Below are 17207 nucleotides of genomic sequence, written 5' to 3'. Positions count from 1 at the left end.
CCCCCCTTTCCTTGGGCGAAAAGCTGCTATAGTTTCAAGGGCGTGCGGTTGCCCTTTGGCTTTGGGCCGCACAGATGGGGAACCCGGCAGTGATCGGGATGGGGATATCACGGGACGACAAACGGTATGAAGCCCAATTTTGCGCTTGATCTTAGCCATGACGGCATCGGTCTTGTCCATCGCGGCAAGGGTGGCTGGACGTTGGTGGGCGAGGTGTCACTGGACGACCCCGACATGGCAGGCGGGCTGGATGTGTTGCGCCGCAAGGCGGCTGACCTGGAAAGCACCGGCATTTCGTGCAAGCTGATCATTCCCGGCTCTCAAATCCTGTTCACCGGTCTGACCGCGCCCGGCCCAGATGACGCGACGCGCACAACGCAGATCCGTGACGGGCTTCAAGGGCTGACCCCTTATGACGTCACCGATCTGGTCTTTGACTGGCATCCCGACCCGGCACAGGACGGCATGGTGCATGTCGCCGTCGTCGCACGCGACACTTTGGACGAGGCCGAAGCGTTTGCCAATGAACACCGGATGAACCCGGTCAGTTTCGTGGCCCGCCCGCTGGGAAATTTCTCGGGCGAGGCATTTTTTGGCCCGGTGTCAAACAGCAATACCACCGTCCAGCGTGACAGCGCACCGGTGCCCGATCTGAGCGGCGAAATGCCCGATCCGGACGTGCCCGCCTCTGATATATCCGACCCCACCCCCGCTTTGCCCGCGCTTGCCCCGTTCCCCCCCACACCAGACACGCCAGCGACCGCGCCGCCGCCCCCAAAGCCGGCAACCGAGCCGCCCAGACCCGCAACATCACCCGGTTTGGCGCCCGAGCCGGAGGCCACACCACAGGCCGTCGCAGACACGCAAGCCGAAGACCGATCGACGGAGGAACACGACACGGTTTTATCGGGTATCGTACCCTCACCCCCGCCGTTGCCATCGACCACTCTGCCAACAGACAAGGCCCCGACTTTTGCATCGCGTCGCACGGCCGATCCGGCGCAGGACCGCGCAGACAGCACGGACATCAAACCTGATCCGGCAGACATGGATGTCTCGCCGCGCCTGCATTTTGGCGTGGAGCATCAGACGGAGAAAGCCGATCCTTCGGCCGATGCCCGCACTGATTTTGACGTCGAAAAATCCGCACAATCCGATACACCGGCGCGCGCGCCGGTTCACGTGCCTGTCACATCACCAACCGTTTTGGGTGATGATTCCGAACCGCGCACGAACACGTCAGCAAAGCCCAAGAAACCCACCGCACTGCCGGCGAAAGACGATCGTCAGGATAGGCCGTCCGGGACGCCCCCGAATGGGTCGGATGACGCGGCACCTGAGGTCCAAACAACACAGCAGGTCACGCGCAAACCCGCCAAGATGGCTGAGCACGGGCACGATAAACTGCCCTCGGGGCCATTTGGTCAGACCGAAAAATCCACGTCTAAACTATCCTTGCCAAAGCTGCTCAAGCGCGAGGATCAGGCGGCTCGCGACACCGCCGCGACCGCAATTGCCCCCCCGCCGCCGCTGTCTGCGGGTGGGCGTCCGGCGAGCGCCCCCAATCCCACGCCAAAATCTGCAAAACCTGCTTCGCCGCGCGCGCGCGAAGCTGAGACGCTGACCGTTTTCGGCGCGCGACAGACCAACGCTGTCGGTGGCAAGCCCAAATATCTGGGCCTGTTCCTGGTGCTTGGCCTGTTGCTGTTGATGGTCGTCGTTGCAATATGGTCGATGTTCTTCCTAAATGACGGCACTGCGCGCTTGTTTCCCGAACGCGAAGATCCGTTCGAGGCCGCGATTTCCGGCGGACCCGACCCGGACGACATCACCGACAGCGGGCTGAAGGATGCAAGCGCTGCGCTGGACCGTGCCGACGACCGCTCAGGCGGGCTGGCGGGCGTTGCCGACCCTATGACACCCGAAGCCGCACAGGCGCGCTATGCCGCGACCGGCATCTGGCAGCGCGCGCCCGAACCGCTCGGGGGCACCGAGGTAGCCAACCTGAACGATCTCTACATAGCCTCGATCGATCCACAATCGGGCGCGCAAGACGCGGTCGCCCTGCCCGATCCCAACCGGGCGGCGGGGGACGCAATCGCGATCAACACCGCGCCGCCCCCACCCCTTGGCACCACCTTCACGCTGGACAGCGACGGGATGGTAGTGCCAACGCCGGATGGCGCACTATCACCGGCAGGCATCATGATTTACGAAGGGCGCCCTGCGCGCGTTCCCGCCCCCGCGCCGCGTGCCGACAGCGATGTATCGCTGGTTGAAGACCCTGCCGACATCGCACCGACCGTGCCCCGCATCACGCCCCGTGCCCGTCCCGAAGGACTGATTGAGGGCAACGAGCGGCTTGAACTTGGCGGACGCACCCGCGCCGAACTGGCGGTACTTCGCCCTCGCCTGCGCCCCTCCACACCGCAAGCCCAGGCGCGGGCCGCCGCCATCGTCGCAGCACTTGGTGCCGACGCTGACGAAAACGCAGCCGCCGGCAACCCATCAACCGCCGCCATCGTCGCCCCGACCGATCAGGCCATCGCCCAGTCGATCGAGCCGCGTTCCCGTCCACGTGGATTCAACAAGATTGTGGCGCGCACAAACGCTGCCCGCACTGATGCGTCAGACGGATCGGTGGCGGTGGCAGCCGCGTCCACCCAACAAAACGTGGTGCCGAACATCCCCACCCGCGCGTCTGTTGCCAAGCAAGCTACGATCAAAAATGCGATCAACCTGCGCAAGATCAGCCTGATCGGCATTTACGGATCGTCGTCATCCCGGCGCGCACTGGTGCGGTTGAAATCCGGACGCTATGTTAAGGTGGCCCCCGGTAGCCGGCTGGACGGGGGTTCGGTCCTGTCGATCTCGGCTTCTGAGCTTGTGTATAAGAAGGGCTCGCGCACCTATACGCTGAAGGTCGTGCCGTTTGGATGAACGCAAAACGCCCGACTGTTAAGGGCCGGACGCGTTGTATCTGGGCGCAATGGTTGCGTTGTCACGCTATGTCGCCCAATTCGCCCTTCTCGATCTGTTCGCGTTCGATGCTTTCAAACAGGGCTTTAAAGTTCCCCTCGCCAAATCCATCATCGCCTTTGCGCTGGATGAATTCAAAAAAGATCGGGCCGATCACGGTTTTCGAGAATATCTGAAGCAGTATCCGCGTTTCACCCCCGCCCACCACGCCTTCACCATCAATCAGAATGCCGTGCTTCATTAAATCTTGCTTCGGCTCGGAATGGTCTTTCACGCGATCATATGACATATCGTAGTAGGTGTCGTTCGGCCCAGGCATGAATTTCAAACCCCGATGCGCGACCTCGTTGACCGAGGCGTAGATATCCTCGGTGCCAACCGCGATGTGTTGAATACCCTCACCGTTGTATTTCTCAAGATAGGCGACGATCTGACCTTTCTCGCCACGATCCTCGTTGATGGGAATGCGAATTTTGCCGCAGGGCGATGTCAGCGCGCGGCTGTACAGCCCGCTATGCTTGCCCTGAATATCAAAAAACCGGATTTCCTTGAAATTGAACAGGGCACCGTAGAACCGAAACCAGACATCCATGTTCCCCTTGAATACATTATGGGTCAGGTGATCGAGGTAATAGAAGCCCACACCTTTCGGATGCGCATCGGCAATCCAGTCGAATTCGTCATTATAGGCACTGGTGTCGAAATACTGATCAATGAAATAGATCAGCGACCCACCAATTCCATAAATCGCGGGCACATCCATCACTTTGCCCGGTCCTTCATATGGTTCGGCCCCCTTCTGCACTGCATGGGCAAACGCATGATCCGCATCCACCACCCGCCAACCCATTGAGGGCGCACAGGGGCCGTGTTCCGTGATAAACTCAGCAGCATGGCTGTCGCGTTCGATATTGATCAGGTAGCTGATATCGCCCTGCTGCCACAATTCAACCTTGCGGGTCTTGTGATTGGCGGTGTGGGCAAACCCCATCTTGATGAACAAATCACGCAGGTCTTGAGGGTTGGGATGGGCAAATTCGACGAACTCGAACCCATCGGTTCCGGCAGGATTATCACTGCTGATGACTGCGCGCGGGGCATCATGGGGGAAAGGACCCATCGTCTCACTCCTGTTCGTTAAGGTTTCATGGGGCAAGTATCGCGCAACCAGCTTGATATATTTGCGCGTTTGACGCAGAGATAAAGTCCAACCGTGCGCAAACACGCGCACGATCAAGCCAACTGCGCGGAAGGTTCGCATATGGACCAGATTGATCGAAATCTGCTGAAGGCGCTGCAGGGCAATGCGCAGATGACGGCGCAAGAGCTGGGCGAACATCTAAATCTTTCTACCAGTCAGGCCGGTCGGCGGCGCGCCCGGCTTGAACAACAGGGATATATCCGCGCCTATACCGCCCGGCTTGATCCGGCCCTGCTTGGCCTTCGGGTGCAGGCCTTCATACAAGTTCAAATGGAAAGCCAGGCGCCCGAGGCCGCGCAGGCCTTTCTGCGCTTGGTTCGGCTGCGTGACGAGGTAACGTCCGTCTGGACCCTGACCGGTGACGCCGATTATCTGATGCGCGTCTATTGCAGCGATCTGGCCGCGCTGAACGTGTTGATACACGAGGTTCTGCTGCCGCATCCGTCGGTGCAACGGGTACACAGCCAGATCGTGCTGGATCATGTAAAGCAGGATGCCCCCCTGCCCACCGACTACGGATAATGGATCAGGCGTCGGACACGCCGGCTTCGGCGAAGGTGGCCATGCCGGAATGGCACGCCACGGCGCCTTGCAGGATGGCGATGGCCAGCGCGGCACCCGACCCTTCGCCCAACCGCATCCCCAGCGACAAAAGCGGTTCTTTTCCCAAGGCGTTCAGCACGCACCCATGTCCGGCCTCGGCCGAGATATGGCCCGCAACGGTATGATCCAGAGCGCCGGGACACATTGCGGCCAGACACGCTGCCGCGGCCGAGCAAATGAAACCGTCCAGGATCACCGGAATGCGATCCAGCCGCGCCCGCGCGATGGCACCGACGACACCGGCCAGTTCACGACCACCCAGACAGCGCAGCGCCTCGGCCCCGTTACCTTGTGCGGTGGGGTTTTGTTCCAGCCCCGCCGCGACCACGCGCGCCTTCAAGGCAAGTCCCGCGTCATCCACCCCGGTGCCGCGCCCGACCCAGTCGGCGGGTGCCCCGCCGAACAGGGCATGCGCGATGGCGGCAGCTGACGTGGTGTTGCCGATCCCCATCTCGCCCACAACCAGAAGGTCGGTGTCGGGATCGACTGCATTCCAGCCGGTACGCAAGGCGTCCAGCAGCTCAACTTCGGTCATAGCGGGGCCTTGGGTGAAATCGGTGGTGGGCCGGTCCAGCGCCAGTGCATGCACGTCCATCCTCGCGCCGAACGTGCGCGACAATTGGTTGACTGCCGCACCACCATGCTGGAAATTCAACACCATCTGTTCCGTCACCTCGGCCGGAAATGCCGACACGCCCTGCGCGGTGATGCCGTGATTGCCCGCAAAAACAATCACCTGTGGCGCGCTGATCGCGGGCCGTGCACTACCGCGCCAACTGCCATACCAGATCGCCAGATCTTCCAGCCGCCCCAGCGCGCCGGGCGGTTTGGTCAGTTGGCCGTTACGCTCCTGCGCCGCGATCCCGGCCGCCTTGTCAGGTCCGGGGGCGGCGGCAAGCAACGCCGTGAAGTCGGCAAGTGTGGCGAAGGGGGTGGAGGTCATGGCGTCGTTCCCAATTGATTCCGTCTGCGACCCTCTTTACCCATGACCCCGCAAGACAACCAGACGACAAAAGGCAGATCATGACAGCATATAACGACCGGTTGGCGGTGGCCGCCGATATTCCCGCCTCGATCGGGTTGTTGACCCGCCTTCCCGTCCGGCTGGCGGATGATCAGGTCTTGCGGCGGGGCGGACGGTCGGCCTGGGCCTGGCCGTTGGTGGGAGTGATCCCGGCAGGCCTGGGCGCGCTGGCGGGGTTCGTCGCGCTGGCCTTCGGGGCGCCTGCGCTGTGGGCGGCTGCGCTTATGTTGGTCGTTCAGGTGATGATCACCGGCGCGCTGCACGAGGACGGGCTCGCAGACACCGCCGACGGGCTGTGGGGCGGCGCGACCCGTGCCCGGCGATTAGAGATCATGAAGGACAGCCATATCGGCACCTATGGCGTGATCGCTCTTGTCCTGTCGCTTCTGCTGCGTGTCGCGGCATTGATGGTCATCCTGCCCGCAGATGGCGCGTTCTGGGCAATCGTGGTGGCAGGCATCGTCAGCCGCGCGCCGATGGTTGCACTGGCCGCGACCATGTCGAAGGCGCGACCGGGTGGGCTGTCACATGCGGTGGGGTTGGTGCCGGGCCGGACCGCGTGGCTGGCGGTGGGGCTGTCGGCGGTCTGCGCGCTGGTGCTGACGCCTTACGCCGTCTTGGGCCTGTTATTCTGGTGTGCGCTGGGGGGCGCGGTCGTGGCTGTGAGCGCCGCGCGCAAGATTGGCGGGCAGACCGGCGATGTTCTGGGCGCAAGCCAACAGGTTGCCGAGATTGCCGCGCTGGCCGTCTTTGCCACCCAACTGGGCTGAGCATGAACGAGAACCGCCGCCCGTTTGACGGGGCGGCGGCTGTCAAAATAGTTCACATTGGCTTATGCCGCGGCAGCGCGCGATTCCAGCACATCGCCGACTTTTTTCTGCGCGGCCAGTTCGTCGCCCCCGCCAACGGCGGCAACTTCGCGGGTCAGACGCTCCAACGCGGCTTCATAAAGCTGACGTTCAGAATAGCTCTGCTCGCGCTGATCATCGGTGCGGTGCAGGTCGCGCACAACCTCGGCAATGGCGATCAGGTCGCCAGAGTTGATCTTTTGCTCATATTCCTGTGCACGACGCGACCACATGGCCCGCTTGACGCGCGCCTTGCCTTTCAGGGTTTTCATGGCGTCCGTCACCTCGTCTGGGCTGGCAAGATTGCGCATCCCCACTTCGGTGGCCTTGTGGGTCGGAACCCGCAGCGTCATCTTGTCCTTTTCGAACGCGATGACGAAAAGTTCCAGTTCGATGCCAGCGACCTCCTGCTCTTCGATCGAGACGATCTGCCCGACCCCGTGGGACGGATAGACGACATATTCATTCGGGCGGAAATCCAGCTTTTTCTTGCTCATACAACGCATCCTTCGCGTAACGTTTTGTTATCACTGTCGGAAGGCGCAAAACAGCAGGCGAAACAAAAACCGCAAGGTAATAAATTACCCTTCGGCTTTACGTGGTGTCCGGTTCATTTTTTCGCTGCTACGGTCGTGCGTGCCCAACAAATCTATATCTATTATAACATAAATCTCACCCCTGTGGAAGCGCCGCGGCGCAGCAGAGGCAGATCGTCTATTTATATCAAGTAGATACCCTACTGACCGGCGGTCAAATACGGCGATTTTTCAAGCCCGGACGCGCATATTCCGAATCACTGTTCGGCAGGGTTTTCCGAGAAGTATTTCTGCAACTTCCCCTCTTCCCCGTCGCGTTCTTCCGCGTTGGGTAACGGTTCTTTTCGTTCAACAATGACCGGCCATAGTTCCGAGTATTTGCGATTGAATTCAACCCAGCTTTCGGTGCCGGGTTCGGTATCTGCCCGGATCGCGTCAGCGGGGCATTCGGGTTCGCAAACGCCACAGTCAATGCATTCATCGGGGTGAATCACCAACATGTTCTCGCCTTCATAGAAACAATCGACGGGGCACACCTCGACGCAGTCGGTGTATTTGCACGAGATACAGTTATCTAGGACGACATAGGTCATGTTGGCACCTCACTTTGGCTCATAGCATCCAATATGGCAGGCGGCGCGATCATTCAAGGGATCGCCTGCGGGAAAGATCAAGGCTGCGACGATCTTTCTTGGTCGGGCGACCCTTTCGGTCGGATCGGATTGCGGGGGCCGTGGGATCGGAAACATCGTCCCCGCGTGGCTGGGGCGGGTCGAGGTCATCATAGAGCATCTGCGCCTCGGGCGCCGGGCCCCGCCGCGTCGATAGCGAAAGGATTCGCACCACCCTCACCAGTCGTCCCTGCGGAAAGGTCAGCACATCCCCCGCCCCGACACTGAAAGACGGCTTCGCCACCTTTGTCGCGTTGACGCGCAAATGCCCTGCCGCGATCAGTTTCGTGGCCAGGCCGCGCGTCTTGAAGAACCGCGCGTGCCACAGCCACTTATCAGCTCTCATCTTGCCATCCGGCCCGGTGCGGCCCGTCTGATCGCTATTCGTCAATCAGTCTTTTTCCTTCAAGGCCAGCAACGCTGCGAACGGATTGTCCGGGTCGATAGCTTTTTCCTTTTTGGGGCTGGACTGATAGCTTTTCGGCTTCTGATCGCGCGGTCCTTTGCGTGGGCCGCCGCGCGCCGATTTGCCACCCTGCTTGCCACCGGGTTTGGCACCTTGTTTGCTGCGGGGGCGATCCCCCTGCGCATGATCGCCGCGTGGTTTGCCACCACGGGCGCGGCCAAAGCCACCCCATGTGAAAGTATAGAACACTTCCGTCTCGGGCGCGTCTTCGCCCACTGCGGCGGTTGTGTTGTTTGCTGGGTTGTCCGGCACCTCGGCAGGTGGAACGGTCGGCGTCTCGCCGGGTTGTTCCACGGGGACCTCGGCGGGCGGCTGGGTCGGCGTTTCGGTCGGAGATTGGTCGGGGGTTTCGGCCGGGGTCGGGGCTGGCACTTCATCCGGTGTTTCGCCGTCGGCTTTCACATCCCCAGCGGCGTCTACCGGAGCCTTGACCTTCACCCGCTCGCTCTTGTCGGCCTTATATCCAAGGCCCTGCATCAAATCCGCAAATTGATCCAGCGTCATGCCGGTGATCGACAGCATATCCGCCTTGGCTTCAAATCCGCCGCGACTGTCTTCAGACCGCAACTGGTCGGTCAGCCGTTCCAGCATGTCGATGCGGATCGCGCGCGCGCCTGACGGGCGATAGCCTGCCAACATATATGCCGAACGGTCCACGCCTTCGACCACCGGAATGGTCACAAGACCGGGCGGGGGTGATTCCGGGAACTCGGACAAGTCCTTGAACAGGCTATCCAGAACCAGACGCAAACGGGTCGGCGCGGGTTTCAAAAGCAGCGGCATGAAAATCGTGAACTGACCGAAGCGAACACCGTGCTTGCGCAGGGCAGCGCGGGCATCCTGATCCAAGTCTTTCACTTCCTGCGCGACCTGATCGCGGGGGATGATCCCCAGCGCCTCGATCATCCGAAAACCGAAGCCACGGGCCAGCCCGGTCAGGCTTTCGTCTTTTTCGATGGTGGTCAGCGGTTCGAACAAAGCCTGCACCTTTCGGTCGATGAAATGCTGCAAACGACGTGTGACCTTCTCAGCAACATCCGTACCGGCTTCTTCATCCACGAAAGCCTGCACGCGGGGCTTGCGCACTTCGTCGCCCTTGACCAGCTTGCCCACCGCCAACTCGCCCCACATCAGGCCGCCTTGTTCGGTGAAGTCCAGCTCGGTATCCGGAGCGTTATAGAACCGGTCGGCCCGCAGGTGGAATTCCGGCGCCAACGCCTTCAGGCTGGCAGTGCGAAGGGTTTTCGCTTCTTCCGGGCTTTGCGCGGTGTCCTGGCTGAACCGGAACCCCTCAAGCCGGCCAACATGCTGGCCTTCAACCGTCACTTCACCTTTGTCATTCACGTCAGCCACGAGGCTCTCCTTCTGTTTCAACCGCCGCAGCAAGACAGATGTGCGGCGATCTACAAATCTTTTGGTCAATGCGCTGTGCAGCGCATCCGACAGGCGATCTTCTACAGCACGAGTCTCTCCGCGCCAATGGGCAACATCATCCAGCCAATCGCGCCGTTGCGCAACATATGTCCATGTCCGAATATAAGCCAAACGTTTCGAAAGCGTGTCGATATCGCCGTCGGTGCGATCAATGCGCTTGACCTGCCGCGCAAACCAGTCGGCGCGCACCCGCCCGTGCTGGTGAATATCATTGAACAGGCTGGTGATTAGACCGGCGTGTTCTGCATGGCTGATGCCGCGAAAATCAGGCAGGCGGCATATATCCCAAAGCAAACCGACTGATCGCCCATCAGTGGCGCGCGCGATCACCTCGGCATCCTCGGCCAGCAATTTCAGGGCCACAAGATCGTCGGCGTCACGTGCCCGCATCAGACGTTCATTCGTGGTCGGCATTTCAAGTGAGCGGATAAGCGCCGGAACGCTGCCAAAGGACAAGTTCGCATTACGCCAACACAGTTTACGGATGGGCGTGAACGAATGCGATGTGATCGCGTCGGCCACTGCGTCAGACAGCGGGGCGGCTTCGCCGGTCACCCCGAACGAGCCGTGTTTCATATACCGCCCTGCCCGCCCGGCGATCTGTGCCAGTTCGTTGGGGGCGAGTTCACGCATCCGGTGGCCGTCAAATTTCGACAGGGCCGAGAAAGCGACATGGTCGATATCAAGGTTCAGCCCCATCCCGATGGCATCCGTGGCGATCAGGTAATCCACCTCGCCGTTCTGATACATTTCGACCTGAGCGTTACGAGTGCGGGGCGACAGCGCGCCCATGACGACGGCCACGCCCCCCTTTTGACGACGCATCAACTCGGCGATGGCATAAAGATTGTCGACGGAAAACCCGACAATCGCCGATCGCCCCGGCATCCGGCTAAGCTTTTTTGAGCCCGCGTGAATCAACTCGGAAAATCGTTCGCGATAAAGGAACTGCACATCGGGCACCAGCGCCGCAATCGCGCCGCGCATCGTGTCAGAGCCCATGAACAACGTTTCCTGCGTGCCGCGCATATGCAGCAGGCGGTCCGTAAACACGTGGCCGCGTTCGGGGTCAGCGCAAAGCTGTATTTCGTCGATTGCAACGAAATCGGCGCCAAGGCCCAGTGGCATCGCCTCGACCGTGGCAACCCAGTATCGCGCGCGTTCGGGAACGATGCGTTCTTCGCCCGTGACCAGCGCGACGGCGTTGGGGCCACGCAAGGCGACCAGTTTATCATACACCTCGCGCGCAAGTAGGCGCAGCGGCAGACCGATGACGCCGGTGCGATAGCCCAGCATCCGGTCCAGAGCATAGTGGGTCTTGCCGGTGTTGGTGGGGCCAAGCACGGCAGTGATCCGCGAGCCGCCCCGCGCGCTGTCCGAGACCATTTTCTGCCCCTCCGTCCGTGTCGGTGGGCGCGATTGCCCGCGCCCGCCCCTCAGATATCCCGCCCGGCTGCCAATTCAAGCCGCTGGACGGCTTCTTTTACGCGCGGATTTCGGGGATGTATAGCAAGTGAATGGCGATAGGCCTCAAGCGCGGCTTTGGGGTCGCCCAATTCCTCCATGATCATGCCAAGGCCAGAGAGCGCCGAGAAATGGCGCGGCTCCAACGTCAGGACGCGTGCGATGTCATCCAGTGACAGACCCAACCGCCCCGACAGGTAAAATGCGGTCGCGCGTGCGTTCCAACCTTCGGCAAATTCCGGCGCATGATCGGTCAGCGCCGTCAGATGTTCGATGGCTGCTTCAAGGTCGCCACCCTCAAGCGCCTTGCGCCCACGGTTCAGCAAAAAATCGAACGTGGCCGATCCTGAACGGGACCAAAGATCCCAGATCTCGTCCTCAAGCGCCTTCCAATTGCTGTCGTCAGCTTGCGCCAGTTGATCAAACAGCCGGTCAAGCTGGGCGGCGTGTGGATGCGGCGCAGCGGTGTGCGCGGCCACATCACCCTGCGCCCCCGACGCAACGGGCATCAGGACGGCAAGCGCCAAGGCAGCGGCGCGGATGGTTGGTAAACGCAACATACCTTATGCTAGGCCTTTCGACCCTGCTGGGCCAAACACAAACCTGTGCATCCGCCAAATTTCTGCAACTTCCACACGTCCCGTCGCGTCACTTCACCGAAAAGCGATTTACGCCTGCGTCAACACTGCGTTAGCATTCGTGCGACAAACATAGCCCGAACGGGCCAAAAACGGAGGATACCTACGTGAGTGACGTGATTAATGGGGCAGTGACCGCCCTGAACGAAAAAATGGAAGGCGGCTTTGACGGCGGCACGGCGAAGTTCGTGCTAAACGGCGAAGGCTCGATCATGGTCGATGGCGACGGCGCGCGCGCAGGCGATGAAGACGCCGATGTGACCCTGACCGCCGACCGCGACGTGTTCGAAGAAATGCTGGCGGGCGAATTGAACCCGACCACCGCCTTCATGTCCGGCAAGCTGTCGGTTGACGGCAATATGGGTCTGGCCATGCAACTTGGCGCTGCGCTGAGTTAAGGGAATACCAAGGCCAGGATATGACAGACGCCCCGCTGTTTCATGACATCGCACATGCGCCACCCGGTGGACGGGCGTTCTGGCGCGTGACGTCGGATGGCGTGCGGGTGCGTCTGGCCCACTGGCCGCGCGCCGACGGCACCAAATCGCGCGGCACCATCCTGCTTCTGCCCGGCCGCACGGAATATATAGAAAAATACGGCCTGAACGCCGCCGAACTTGCCGCGCGCGGGTTTGATACGCTGACGATCGACTGGCGCGGGCAAGGGCTGGCCGACCGCCCGGATGCTGAACGGGTGCTGGGGCATGTCGGCCATTTCGACGAGTATCAGCGCGATCTGGACGCGATGATGGCACAGGCGCGTGATCTTGATCTGCCCCGTCCTTTCACGATGCTGGCCCATTCCATGGGCGGCTGTATCGGGCTGCGCGCGCTCCACAACGGGCTGGATGTGGTCGGCGCGTGCTTTTCGGCGCCGATGTGGGGCATCATCCTATCCAAACCCCTGCGTCCGATGGCCTGGGGCTTTTCCTGGGCCTTGCATTGGTCGCCGTGGAAGATGACCCTGTCGCCGGGCACCGCACGCGAAACCTATGTGCTGGCCGAACCGTTTGAGGGCAACATGCTGACCACCGACCGCACGATGTGGACGATGATGCAGCAGCAGGCAAAGGCCCATCCCGAATTGACGTTGGGCGGGCCTACCGCTGGCTGGCTATTCGCCGCGCTGACGGAAATGCACGCACTGGCCCGACTGCCAGTCCCCAATGTTCCCGCGGTGACGTGGCTTGGATCGAACGAACGTATTGTCGAATCCGTCCCAATCCACCGGTTGATGGCGGACTGGCCGAAGGGTCGGCTGGAAGTGTTGCGCGATCGCGAGCACGAGGTTCTGATGGAAGACCCAACCGTGCGTGGGCAGGTCTATGCGTCGATTGAAGAGTTGGCGCGAGGGCGTTCGAAGGCCACGTCGGCGGCCTGACCCAGCCGGTCCGCCCTTGCAGCGATCAGGTCACGGTCCTGTCTTTTTTCATCCGCGACAGATGTGCCACCAAAGCGCGGGTCGATCCGTCAAGATCATCACCGGGCGCATGGCCGGAAACGACGGGCTCCAACGCAACGGCCAGTTCCTTGCCAAGTTCAACCCCCCATTGATCGAACGAGTTGATACCAAGGATCACCCCTTCAACAAAGACGCGATGCTCGTAAAGCGCGATGATCTGGCCCAGCACCTCGGGCGTGAGTTTGGGATAGACCAGCGTGGTCGACGGGCGATTGCCCGGAAACACGCGGTGCGCGGCCTGACGTTCCAGCTCGTCGCCTTCGAAATCCTGCGCTTCCATCAGCTTGCGCGCCACGTCCAGCGACCGGCCCTGCATCAGGGCTTGCGACTGCGCCAGGCAATTGGCCATCAATAGCCGGTGCTGGTGATCAAGCTCAGGTTCATGGCCCGCCGCGCCGATCATGAATTCACACGGTATGATGTCCGTCCCCTGATGGATCAACTGATAGAACGCGTGCTGCCCATTGGTGCCGGGTTCGCCCCAGACCACGGGGCCGGACACCTCGTCCAGCGGGGTGCCGTCCAGCGCGACACGCTTGCCGTTGCTCTCCATCTCCAACTGTTGAAGATAGGCTGGAAGTCGCGCCAGTCGCTGTTCATAGGGCAACACCGCGCGGGTCGGGTAGCCGCAAATCTGGCGGTGCCACATCCCGACAAGTGCTAGCATCAGAGGCATATTTTCGCGCCCCTCTGCGGCGCGAAAATGCTCATCCATTGCCCGCGCGCCCGCCAACATCTGATCAAACCGGTCTGGACCAATGGCGATCATCAGCGACAGCCCAATCGGCCCCCACATCGAATAGCGCCCGCCCACCCAGTCTTCAAAACCGAACACACGCTCATCCGCGATGCCCCATTCCGCCGTTTTTTCCAGGTTCGAGGACAGCGCGGCGAAATGCAGCCCGACCGCGCGCGCACCTACGTCGCGCATCAGCCAGTCGCGGGCGGTGGCGGCGTTGGTCATGGTTTCAATTGTGGTGAACGTCTTGGACGCCACGATCACAAGCGTCTCGGCCGGGTTCAGCGGCGCCAGTACATCCGCAATCTGCGCCCCATCGACATTCGAGACGAAATGCACGCGCGGCCCATCATGATAGGGTGACAAGGCCAGTGTTGCCATTGCGGGGCCAAGGTCCGACCCCCCGATCCCGATATTCACCACATCGCGAAACCGTCCGCCCCCCGGCGCACGGATCTGGCCCGAGCGCAGGCGCGAGGCAAAATCGCGCATCCGGGCCAATGTTTCGTGTACTTGGGGGATCACGTCATGCCCATCCACCTCGATCCGCGTGTCGCCGCCGGCGCGCAACGCCACATGCAACACCGCGCGATCTTCGGTCATGTTGATCTTTTCACCTGCAAACATCGCTTCCCGCCGTTGGGCCACATGCGCGTTATCGGCGAGCCGCATCAGCATATCGACCGCCCGGTCGTCCAGCGCGGTTTTCGACCAGTCGAACACCATGTCCAGCGCCGTGGTTGAAAACGCCTCGGCGCGGCCCTGTTCGTCAAACAGATCGGCGATGTGCAGGTCGGCCATCCGCGCGCGATAGGCTTTCAGGTCGTGAAACGTCATGGCTTTCCTCAAATCGGCATACTCAAATAAACAAAGATCAAATTCGGGCTGCAGCTCCTGAAAATCCGAGCCCCGCCTGATTGCGTCATGCAGCCCAATGCACTGTCATGTCAGCTAGCACCGCCTTGACGGGTGCGTTCATTGCGTCAGGCGCCTTGGTCGCAGCATTCAGTGCGGCGCGTTTCGCTTCACCCATGATCAACAGATGTTTCGACATCGCACCATTCAGAACCGGTGCGGTCAGGGTGATGCGTGGCTCGTCCGCACCCGGCGCGCGCATCGGCAGAAGCGGCGGCGCGTCAGGCGACAGGCCTTCGGCCAGACGGTCTGCACCGGGAAACAGGCTGGCGGTGTGCATGTCTTCGCCCATGCCAAGCAGCACGACGGATAGAGGCGTCGCCGCCGCGACCGCGTCAGACAAGGCGTCAAGACTTTCCTCGGGCGTGTCGGTGCCACCGTAAAGCGGGATCAGGCGCGCAGCCGCAGCTTTGTCCACCAGTAAACGGTTTTTCAAAAGCGCAGTGTTCGAGCGGGGATTATCCTCGCCCACCCAACGTTCATCGGTAAGCATCACATCGACCCGCGACCAGTCCAGATCGACCCCCGAAAGAGCATCAAACACCGGCCCCGGCGATGTGCCCCCCGCCACCGCAAGCGAAGCACGGTCATTCTGGTCCAGCATCCGCGCCAAGGTCGACGCAATCTTGTCCGCCAAATGCAGCATCATCAAATCGCGATCTGCATATTCAAGCATATTCATTACCGGATCTCCCTCCAACGACGTCCATCCTTGTGAAGCAGCATAAGCGCCTCTTCCGGTCCCGTCGAGAAGGCGTCGTAAAGCTTAGGCTTGTCGGCGCGCTTTTCCCACCCCGCGATAATGGGATCGGTCCAGGCCCATGCCGCTTCGACCTCGTCGCCGCGCATGAACAACGTTTGGTTGCCCCTGATCACATCCATGATCAGCCTTTCATAGGCGTCGGGGGCCTCGGCGGCCTCTTCCCCCAAGGCGTCGGCAAAGGTCATGTCCAACGGCACATCAATCAAACGCATACCGCCCGGCCCCGGTTCCTTGATCGTGACCTTCAGATCCATACCTTCGTTCGGTTGCAAGCGGATCGACAATTCGTTGGCGGTCTGGCCCGTGTCTTCCTCGAAAATCGAATGTGGCGGTTCTTTGAAGCGCACCACGATTTCTGACACCCGACCCCGCAGGCGTTTACCTGTGCGCAAATAGAACGGCGTGCCGTTCCAGCGCCAGTTCGAGATGTGCAGCTTCATCGCGATGAAGCTTTCGGTCATGCTGGCATCCGTTTCCGCGTCCTCAAGGTACGATGCCACTTCGTCATTGCCGCGATACTGGCCGCGCACCATATCGCCGGGTTCCACTTGGTCCAGCGCACGGATGATCTTCAGCTTTTCGTCCCGCACTGCGTTCGGTTCGAATTTCGAGGGCGGCTCCATCGCGGTCAGACACAGAAGCTGCATCAAGTGGTTTTGCACCATATCGCGCATGGCACCCGACTTGTCATAATAGCTGCCCCGCCCCTCAACCCCCACGGTTTCGGCCACCGTGATCTGGATGTGGTCGACATATTGCGCGTTCCAAAGTGGTTCGAACAGCATGTTGCCAAAGCGCAGCGCCATCAGGTTTTGCACGGTTTCCTTACCCAGATAATGGTCGATCCGGTAAATCTGATGTTCCGCGAAATGCCGCGCCAAAGTCTCATTCAACGCCCGGGCCGAAGCTTCGTCATGTCCAAACGGCTTTTCAACGACGATGCGCGCATCCGGTCCGGCGATTTCATGCGTATGCAGACGCTCGGCGATCGGGCCGAACAGCGACGGCCCAACCGAAAAATAGAACGCCTGCACCCGGTCAGGTTTCGTCGCAGCCTTCAGCTCGTCCCATCCCTGATCGCCGGTCGCGTCAAGTTGCACGAAACTGATCCGTTCAATAAAGGCTTTTAATATCTTGGCATCACACCATTTTTTCGCCACGAACTCACGAACCGAGGTCTCGACGAAGGCACGATATCCATCGGTATCCATATCGCCCCGGGCAACGCCGATGATGCAGGCCTCACCCGGCATCTGCCCGTCCAAATAACGTCGATAGAGCCCCGGCAGGATCTTGCGCCGGGCAAGGTCGCCGGTGCCCCCGAAAATCACAAGATCGAAAGGGTCGACGGGAATGACGCGTGAAACCATGGGTAGCTCCAGTTTAAGTTAGCGCTAACGGACGTTGACAAGGCTTTTACCCGCAGCCAGCGTCCGAGTCTAGCATCCACAGGTCGACCGGCAA

Annotated in this window: 15 protein-coding genes; 5 read left to right on the top strand and 10 right to left on the bottom strand. The window is 61.0% G+C overall.

What is annotated here, in order from left to right:
• The first annotated feature begins 126 nt into the window (after positions 1-126).
• Positions 127-2940, top strand: a complete 2814-nt coding sequence (locus MN186_RS03865; RefSeq protein ID WP_242111960.1) for a hypothetical protein — start codon at positions 127-129, stop codon at positions 2938-2940.
• 61 nt (positions 2941-3001) lie between these two features.
• On the opposite strand, the gene hppD is transcribed toward MN186_RS03865, so the two are convergent.
• Positions 3002-4099 carry a 4-hydroxyphenylpyruvate dioxygenase gene (gene hppD, locus MN186_RS03860; RefSeq protein WP_242111958.1) on the bottom strand — a complete coding sequence of 366 codons (1098 nt, stop codon included), beginning with the start codon at positions 4097-4099 and terminating at the stop codon, positions 3002-3004.
• Positions 4100-4240: 141 nt separating this feature from the next.
• Here hppD and MN186_RS03855 point away from each other — a divergent pair, with 141 nt between their 5' ends.
• Complete coding sequence (locus MN186_RS03855; RefSeq protein WP_242111956.1) at positions 4241-4702, top strand: Lrp/AsnC family transcriptional regulator; 462 nt, start codon at positions 4241-4243, stop codon at positions 4700-4702.
• Between the two features lie 4 nt (positions 4703-4706).
• Here MN186_RS03855 and cobT read toward each other — a convergent pair whose 3' ends face one another.
• Positions 4707-5726, bottom strand: coding sequence for a nicotinate-nucleotide--dimethylbenzimidazole phosphoribosyltransferase (gene cobT / locus MN186_RS03850; RefSeq protein ID WP_242111953.1), 1020 nt, complete (start codon positions 5724-5726; stop codon positions 4707-4709).
• 80 nt (positions 5727-5806) lie between these two features.
• Between cobT and cobS the strand changes: the two genes are divergently transcribed.
• Entirely contained in the window at positions 5807-6577 is a 771-nt protein-coding gene (gene cobS, locus MN186_RS03845; RefSeq protein ID WP_242111950.1) for an adenosylcobinamide-GDP ribazoletransferase, read from the top strand.
• A gap of 62 nt (positions 6578-6639) precedes the next feature.
• Here cobS and MN186_RS03840 read toward each other — a convergent pair whose 3' ends face one another.
• From MN186_RS03840 to MN186_RS03820, 5 genes are all read right to left on the bottom strand, one after another.
• Positions 6640-7152 (bottom strand): CarD family transcriptional regulator, encoded by a 513-nt coding sequence (locus MN186_RS03840; RefSeq protein WP_242111947.1) that lies wholly within the window; start codon positions 7150-7152, stop codon positions 6640-6642.
• Positions 7153-7448: 296 nt separating this feature from the next.
• Positions 7449-7784, bottom strand: coding sequence for a ferredoxin FdxA (fdxA, locus tag MN186_RS03835; protein WP_242111945.1), 336 nt, complete (start codon positions 7782-7784; stop codon positions 7449-7451).
• 49 nt (positions 7785-7833) lie between these two features.
• Complete coding sequence (locus tag MN186_RS03830) at positions 7834-8208, bottom strand: RNA-binding S4 domain-containing protein (RefSeq protein ID WP_242112737.1); 375 nt, start codon at positions 8206-8208, stop codon at positions 7834-7836.
• Positions 8209-8253: 45 nt separating this feature from the next.
• Positions 8254-11148: a helicase-related protein gene (locus tag MN186_RS03825; RefSeq protein WP_242111941.1), complete on the bottom strand. Its 2895-nt coding sequence runs from the start codon at positions 11146-11148 to the stop codon at positions 8254-8256.
• A gap of 50 nt (positions 11149-11198) precedes the next feature.
• On the bottom strand, positions 11199-11786 hold the full coding sequence (locus tag MN186_RS03820) for a tetratricopeptide repeat protein (RefSeq protein WP_242111937.1): 588 nt from the start codon (positions 11784-11786) through the stop codon (positions 11199-11201).
• 185 nt (positions 11787-11971) lie between these two features.
• Between MN186_RS03820 and MN186_RS03815 the strand changes: the two genes are divergently transcribed.
• Both MN186_RS03815 and MN186_RS03810 read left to right on the top strand, forming a co-directional pair.
• Positions 11972-12262, top strand: coding sequence for an SCP2 sterol-binding domain-containing protein (locus MN186_RS03815; protein ID WP_242111933.1), 291 nt, complete (start codon positions 11972-11974; stop codon positions 12260-12262).
• Positions 12263-12282: 20 nt separating this feature from the next.
• A complete protein-coding gene (locus MN186_RS03810; protein WP_242111931.1) occupies positions 12283-13245 on the top strand; it encodes an alpha/beta fold hydrolase in 963 nt (320 codons plus the stop codon).
• Positions 13246-13270: 25 nt separating this feature from the next.
• Here MN186_RS03810 and pgi read toward each other — a convergent pair whose 3' ends face one another.
• From pgi to zwf, 3 genes are all read right to left on the bottom strand, one after another.
• Positions 13271-14902 (bottom strand): glucose-6-phosphate isomerase, encoded by a 1632-nt coding sequence (pgi, locus tag MN186_RS03805; RefSeq protein ID WP_242111915.1) that lies wholly within the window; start codon positions 14900-14902, stop codon positions 13271-13273.
• Positions 14903-14987: 85 nt separating this feature from the next.
• Positions 14988-15662: a 6-phosphogluconolactonase gene (gene pgl, locus MN186_RS03800; RefSeq protein ID WP_242111911.1), complete on the bottom strand. Its 675-nt coding sequence runs from the start codon at positions 15660-15662 to the stop codon at positions 14988-14990.
• Positions 15662-17113, bottom strand: a complete 1452-nt coding sequence (gene zwf / locus MN186_RS03795; RefSeq protein WP_242111896.1) for a glucose-6-phosphate dehydrogenase — start codon at positions 17111-17113, stop codon at positions 15662-15664. The genes pgl and zwf overlap by 1 nt, the downstream gene beginning before the upstream one ends.
• Between the last annotated feature and the right edge of the window lie 94 nt (positions 17114-17207).

The sequence above is a fragment of the Aliiroseovarius sediminis genome, assembly GCF_022678485.1.
GTDB classification, from domain to species: domain Bacteria; phylum Pseudomonadota; class Alphaproteobacteria; order Rhodobacterales; family Rhodobacteraceae; genus Aliiroseovarius; species Aliiroseovarius sediminis.
This window is presented reverse-complemented; position numbering and strand designations above follow the sequence as displayed.